This window comes from Roseicyclus sp. (genome assembly GCF_052168335.1).
Lineage (GTDB): Bacteria > Pseudomonadota > Alphaproteobacteria > Rhodobacterales > Rhodobacteraceae > Roseibacterium.
In genome coordinates, this window is the sequence record NZ_JBQLZP010000366.1 from 1 (window position 1) to 4,885 (window position 4,885).

The 4,885-nt window shown below is 76.3% G+C and carries 4 protein-coding genes; all 4 read right to left on the minus strand.

Going from position 1 to position 4,885, the window contains the following annotated elements:
- Window positions 1–1,127 precede the first annotated feature (1,127 nt).
- The gene (locus tag ACTS11_RS11250) at window positions 1,128–1,910 is read right to left on the minus strand and encodes a crotonase/enoyl-CoA hydratase family protein (RefSeq protein ID WP_442640405.1); all 783 of its coding nucleotides are present in this window, start codon (window positions 1,908–1,910) and stop codon (window positions 1,128–1,130) included.
- Between the two features lie 658 nt (window positions 1,911–2,568).
- On the minus strand, window positions 2,569–3,426 hold the full coding sequence (locus ACTS11_RS11255) for a hydroxymethylglutaryl-CoA lyase (protein WP_442640406.1): 858 nt from the start codon (window positions 3,424–3,426) through the stop codon (window positions 2,569–2,571).
- A gap of 475 nt (window positions 3,427–3,901) precedes the next feature.
- Window positions 3,902–4,570, minus strand: coding sequence for a glutathione S-transferase family protein (locus ACTS11_RS11260; RefSeq protein ID WP_442640407.1), 669 nt, complete (start codon window positions 4,568–4,570; stop codon window positions 3,902–3,904).
- A partial coding sequence (locus tag ACTS11_RS11265) for an acetyl-CoA carboxylase biotin carboxyl carrier protein subunit (protein ID WP_442640408.1) occupies window positions 4,567–4,885 on the minus strand: 319 nt, incomplete at its 5' end. The genes ACTS11_RS11265 and ACTS11_RS11260, both read right to left, overlap by 4 nt.

The window sequence follows — 4,885 nt, forward strand, 5'->3', positions numbered from 1 at the left end:
GCCGGCGCAATCCCTCCGCCTCCCGAGGCGCAACGGACCACGAGACCCCGCGATGCGGCCTCCCGCCCGCCACGCAAATCTGGCGAGGGTCCCGATCCCCCGGTCCCGCCTCAGCGGCACCCGAGACCGCGACCACTGCTACCGCCACCTTCCCGGCCGCCAGCGCCGGCGCCCCCGCCCCCGCGCCGCCTGCGCGGCGCCTCCCGGCGACGGCGCAGCCGGCGCAATCCCTCCGCCTCCCGAGCCGGCACGGACCCAGGGACCCCGCGAAACGGCCTCACCCACGCCGCGCAGACCCCCGCGACGGTCCCGCACCCCCGGTCCCGCCTCCGCGGCACCCGACACCACGACCGTCCGACCGCCCCCTCCCGGCGGCCAGCGCCTGTGTCCCGCCCCCGCGCCGCGCAGGCGGCGCGCGTCCCGGCGACGGCGCAGCCGGCGCAATTCCTCCGCCTCCCACACGCGCCCCCGCTACGCGCGGAACTTAGGGCGGCAGGCTCCCGCCCCGTGGGCCAAGGACCGCACGACCGGCGCCCCGAAGAAGCGCCCGCTCGAGACGGCACATCCACTCCCCGGCGACCATGCCCGGCTCTAAGGGCCGAGCCGACCCCGGTATTCCTCCGCCGCCGCCCCCGCAGGAGTCCCGCAACCGCACGGCACCCCATCCCCGCGCAGGCCCCGCCGCTGCCGCCCGGGGGGCGCACCTCTCCCCACCCGCTCCCTTCGCGACGCACCTTTCTCCCGGCGACGGCGCAGCCGGCGCAATCCCTCCGTCCACCCCAGGCCGCGACGTCCCGACCGGAGGCAAGCCCCACCCGGGGTGCCACGGATCGCGCCCGGAGACCCGGCCGCGCCACCCGCGCCCCAGACGGCAGCGCCCGGCCCGCCAGTCGGGTACCCCGGATGTCCCCCATCCCCCGGCGACGGCGCAGCCGGCGCAATCCCTCCGTCCACCCCAGGCCGCGACCTCCCGACCGGAGGCAAGCCCCACCCGGGGCGTCACGGATCGCGCCCACGGGAGGCCCAGGCCCGTGTCCCTTTGGCCGCGTCCGTCCCCTTCCAGCGGGTAGTCCGGACTGCCCGTCCGGCGACGGCGGAGCCGGCGCAATACCTTCGGCCGCCGGCGTTCACTCCATCCAGCGCGCCTTGCGCTTCTCGAAGAAGGCGGCGATCCCCTCGGCGCTCTCGGCGTCCTCCCAGCGGCCGACCAGCGCCTCGATGGTCATGGCGACCTGGGCCTCGTCGATCCGCGGGCCCAGATCCGCCACGAGGCGCTTGCCCGCCGCCACCGCCCCCGGCGCGGCCGAGAGATAGGGCGCGACCTCCGCCTCGACGGCCGCGTCGAGCGCCGCCTCCGGCACCGCGCGCGCCAGGAGCCCGAGGTCGACCGCCTCGCCCACGTCGAACACCCGGCCCGAGAAGAACACGCGCCGCGCCCGCGCCGCTCCCATGCGCGCCACGATGTAGGGTCCGATCGTGGCCGGGATCAGCCCGAGCCGCACCTCCGTCAGGCCGAGCTTCGCGCCCTCGACGCCCACCGCCACGTCGCAGACCGAGATCAGGCCCACGCCGCCGCCGAAGGCCTGCCCCTGCACGCGCCCGATCAGCGGCTTCGCCATCCGGTCGAGCGCGCCCAGCATCTCGGCGAGGCTCCGCACCTCGCGCGCGCGAGCGGCGGCGTCGGCCTCCATCTGCGCCCGCATCCAGCCGAGGTCGCCCCCCGCCGAGAAGGACCGCCCCGCCCCGGTCAGCACGACGACCCGCACGGCCGGATCGCGCCCGAGGCGGCCCGCCGCCTCCGTCAGTTCCGCGATCATCGCGGAGTTCATCGCGTTGTGCTTCTCCGGCCGGTTCAGCGTGAGTGTCGCCACCCCGCGCCCGTCGACGTCGATCGTGATCGTCTCGCCCATGTGCCTCGCTCCCTTGCCTATCTTGCCGGGCCCGCGCCCACCCGCCTCGCGGGGCTCATGCGCCGGACCCGCAGCCTCTCCGCCGGTCGTCGTCCCTCGCGCTTCGTCCCGTGTCCGGGCGCGGTGCGCGGCCGGTCAGCCGCGCGCCGCGACGCCGCTCCCGATGCTCCCGTGCCCGCCGCGCTCCTCCGCCCGCCCCGCGGCTGGCACGCCTGGAACCCGCGGGGGGTTCGAACGCTGCTCCGCTCCGAGGGCCCCGAGGGCGGGCGCCGACCGGCTGCCCGGCACCCCGCCGGAGCGCCCGTCCCGCGCCCGTCCCGCGACCGTCTTGCGCCCGACCGGTCCGCCTCGTTCCCGTGTCCGACCCTCGGCCATCACACCCCCGCGACGTCGCCCGCACCATCCCCACCATTCCCGCGCTCCGTCCGAAGCCCGGCCCGGCCATCGGACCCGACACCGCACCGGGGGGCGAACACATCTTTCCCTCTCGACCGCGCGCATTCGCCCCGCCCCTCGCAAGCGCCCGCCTCCACCGATGGCCCACTCGCCTCCGCAGAACCCCGCACCCCCCCTTCGGCGTGGCTCACATTCCCGCCCGCGCCGTCTCCGCCGCCTCGTTCCGCGCCATGGCGGGCCCCGTGACCCCGCCCGGCGCGGCTCACGCCCCCGCCCGCATCGCCCGCGCCATCTCCGCCGCGGTCGCGATCCGCGCCATGTCGAGCCCCGTGGCATAGCCCAGCGCCGCGAGCCGCGCCGCCACGGCCTCGGTCGCGACGTTGCCCGCCGCCCCGGGCGCGTAGGGGCAGCCGCCGAGCCCGCCGACCGCCGCGTCGAAGACCCGGAGGCCGCGGCCGAGCGCCACCTCGACATTGTCGAGCGCCCGGCCCGAGGTGTCGTGGAAATGCCCTGCGAGGCGCTCCGCCGTAACCTCCTCGAGCACCGCGGCCAGCATGGCGTCCGTCCCCTCGGGCGTCGCCCGCCCGATCGTGTCGCCGAGCGAGATCTCGTAGCAGCCGAGCTCGCGGAGCCGTGCGGCCACCCGCGCCACCGCGCCCGGATCGACATGCCCGTCATAGGGGCACTCGACCACGCAGGAGATGTAGCCGCGCACGGGGATGCCGTCGGCCCGGGCCGCCTCGGCCACGGGGGCGAAACGCGCGAGGCTCTCCTCGATGGTGGCGTTGATGTTGGCCTTCGAGAACCCCTCCGAGGCCGAGCCGAAGATCGCCACCTCGTCGGCCCGCGCCGCCCGCGCCCGCTCGTAGCCCTGCATGTTCGGCGTGAGCGCGGCGTAGGAGACGCCCGGCGCGCGCGCGATGCCCGCGAGCACCTCGCCGCTGTCGGCCATCTGCGGCACCCATCTGGGCGAGACGAAGCTCGCCACCTCGATCCGCCGGAAACCCGCGCCGCTCAGCATGTCGATCAGCGCGATCTTCTCCGCCGTGGGGATCAGCCGTTTCTCGTTCTGGAGCCCGTCGCGGGGCCCGACCTCGAAGATCTCGACATGTTCGCCCATCAGCCCCGCGCCTCCTTCCGGTCGCGGAGGGATGTCGCGCTCCCGCCGCCGGATACCGTTTCGTGCCCGCTTCCGAGGCGTCCGGGGCCGTCCGCCATCGGACCCGCGCCCCGCGCCGACACCGGCGACCCTGGGCGCGTCCTCCGGGTTGGCTGCGCAGGGCACCCTCCCCGACGCGCCTCACCGGAAGCGATGCCGCGAGGCCCCTCCGTCGGCCGACCGCTTCGCCCGTGGCCGCGGCGGCCGCCACCGAGGCCGCCGAAGGCGTCCACCGAGCCCCGCCCCGCCACGGCGTCCGTCCGTGATGGGCCGCCGCCTCCGACCCGTGTGCGACGGCCGCCCGCCGGAACGCGTCTCGCCCGCGAAAGGCTTGACGACAGGGGGCGGACTGCTCCGCGCGTCCGCCCGGCCGGGCCCAAGGCCGCCGAAGGCGTCCGGCGAACGCCGACCCGGCCGCGTCCCGAACCGACCCGCATCAGCGCGCCCCCTCGACCGGCCAGGGCGCGTAGTAGTCGCGGGTGTAGAGGCGCTGGCTGTCCTCGACGGGCAGGCTCGCGATGAAGCCCGGCCGCGCGCTGATGCGCGCGTACCAGGCCCCGAGCGCCGGGAAACCCTCGATCCTGACGAAGTGCCGTGCCATGTAGACCGCCTGCCCCACGCTCACGTCCGCCGCCGAGAAGCCGCCGTCGAGGAGGTAGTCCCGCCCCTCGAGCCGCGCGTCCACGGCGGCGAGGCACTTCTCCGCCCGCTTCGCCTCGAGCGACATGACGACGGGCGAGCGCATGTGATCCTCGCGGAGCGCGATGTGCTGCTGGGTCAGCGCCGCGATGTGCTGGCTCAGCGTCTCGGCGAAATGGACCCAGATCAGCCAGTCGATACGCTCGGGATCGCCCGGCGCGCGGCCCATGCCGGTCGCGGGAAAGCGCTCGCACAGGACCTCGGTGATCGCGCCGGTCTCCCAGATGGCACGCCCGTCGAGCTCCAGCGCGGGGACGCGGCCCGCCGGGTTCAGCGCGAGGAACTCGGGCGAGCGCAGGCGCTTGTCGAAGGGCCATTCCACCACCTCGAAGTCGATGGCGAGCTCGTGCAGGAGCCAGAGCGTCCGCATCGAGCGCGACTGCGGCACGTGGTGCAGCCGGATCATGCCGCCGCCTCCTCGGAGGCGAGCAGGATCAGCGCCGCCCCCGCCTCGACCTGCGCGCCGGTGGCGACCAGCACCTCCGCCACGACCGCGTCGCGGCCGGCGGTCAGCGCGTGCTCCATCTTCATAGCCTCGAGGATCGCGAGGCGCTGGCCGCGCTCCACCCGGTCGCCGGCAGCGACGAACACCGCCTTCACCAGCCCCGGCATCGGCGCCTCGATCCGGTCGCCGCCCGCGCCCGCCTCCGCCGCCACGTCGAGCGGGTCGGGCAGGTCGAATTCCCGCGCGTCGCCGTCGAAGACCGCGACCCGGCCCGGC